The sequence below is a fragment of the Microbulbifer sp. 2205BS26-8 genome (assembly GCF_030731025.1).
GTDB lineage: Bacteria > Pseudomonadota > Gammaproteobacteria > Pseudomonadales > Cellvibrionaceae > Microbulbifer > Microbulbifer spongiae.
The window spans coordinates 1-1855 of record NZ_JAVAMR010000020.1 but is presented as its reverse complement, the minus strand read 5'-3'; the positions used below and the strand labels follow the sequence as shown (position 1 = coordinate 1855).

The 1855-nt window shown below is 52.8% G+C and carries 1 pseudogene; it reads left to right on the top strand.

Going from position 1 to position 1855, the window contains the following annotated elements:
* Positions 1-582: 582 nt before the first annotated feature.
* Positions 583-1839 (top strand): annotated as a pseudogene (locus Q5Y71_RS08745) (ISL3 family transposase).
* Positions 1840-1855: the final 16 nt, after the last annotated feature.

Sequence of the window (1855 nt, the reverse complement as noted above, 5' to 3'; positions counted from 1 at the left end):
ATATAAAATCCCTCACTTGTTGGTGGCGAATTGCTATCTATGTTGCTTTGGTGTTGTCATTAAAATGGTATGGAATTTGAACATTAATGCCCGCATGAGTACGATGCTTATTGAAAATCGGCAAGTTTGTTTTCGAGGTCGTAGCGATTCCAGAAGAATGTACGACAGAGTAGTTCTCGGCGGACAGACCTAACCAGCTTCTCAATGTAGGGATGTGATAGGAGCTGGTAGAATGCTTTCGAGAATGGAACGGATAATTTTTCCGGTAAAAGACCGTAGCTTTGCTTGTCCGATGGGGTGCGGCGCAAATCGTAACCGGGCCAGATAAATTTTAGGGTCCTCAGCGAAATCTGTGGGTCTGAAACCCGCTGAATAGGGGCTCCGCCTCCTATGGCTTGCCCCGCCCTCACCGGGAGGCAAGGGAGTATTATCCGGTATAGGCAGTCAAGGACTACTCGACGCAAGCGTCCGCGTTCTTCCTTGACCACCTATCCAGACAGAAATCAGGAAGGTGCATCTGTTGGTGTGTTTTGAATAAGATCTGTTTCATCAAAAAAGATCGCCAAAACACCAACCCAACAGATGCAGTTGAAGACTATCTTGAATCGGTGCCTCAAGCACAAGTCCTTTGTATACCGCAGTGTGCGCTTCATGGGAGGCGACGCGAAACCTGCAGAGATCGAGGTTGATATCGTGCCTCGCAAGAACGCCAGGCCCGTCTGCTCCGGCTGCCAGAGGCCGGGATCGGTTTATGACCACCAAGGGGTAAGGCGTTTTGAGTTTATCCCCATCTGGGGATTCGCCGTATTCTTTGTGTACCAGATGCGGCGGGTCAACTGCCGCCGCTGTAGCGTCAAGATCGAACAGGTGCCATGGGGACAAGGGAAGCGAGAGCTGACCACTACCTACATGCAGTACCTGGCCCAATGGGCTGAGAAACTGTCTTGGAAAGAAGTGGCCGACCACTTCCGCACCAGTTGGGAGAAAGTGTTCTCTGCCGTGGAATACATAGTGGATTGGGGGCTGAAGCACCGGGATTTATCGGGTATTACGGCCATTGGCGTCGACGAGATAGCCCGGCGCAGGGGACACGACTATGTCACTCTGGTGTACCAGATCGACCAGGGCCACACACGGCTGCTGTGGGTGGGCAAGGAGCGCACCAGCAAGACCCTGGAGAGGTTCTTCGATCTCTTGGGCCCGGAACGAAGCCAGCATTTGAAGTAGGTATGCTCTGACATGTGGCAGGCCTATCTCAAGGTGATCAAGGAGCGGGCCTTGCAGGCACTGCATATCCTGGATCGGTTCCACATCATGTCGATGTTCAACAAGGCCATCGACAGCGTGCGGGCGGAAGAGCACAGGCAGCTAAAGGAGGGCGGCTATGAACCGGTGTTGACCAAAAGCCGCTGGAGCTTGTTGAAACGCAGGGAGAACTTAACGGAGAACCAGGAGGCGAAACTCTCAGAGTTGCTGAAGTACAACTTGAGGAGTATCCGCGCCTACCTGCTGCGGGAGGACTTCAATGGCCTGTGGGAATATGTGTCACCAACATGGGCGGGCAAGTTCCTGGATCGCTGGACCACGCGGGCCATGCGCTCGAAGATAGAGCCGATGAAGAAAGTGGCCAGGAATATCCGCCAGAATCGGGAGTTGATTCTGAACTGGTTCAAGGCCAAGAAGGCCATCTCCAACGGCGTTGTCGAGGGTCTGAACAACAAAGCAAAAGTGACAGCCAGAAAATCCTACGGTTTCAGGACCTACAGATGTCTGGAAATCGCCCTATATCATGCGCTTGGGCAGTTACCGGTACCGGAAACTGCCCACAGATTTTACTGACGAGGCTCCTTGAAAA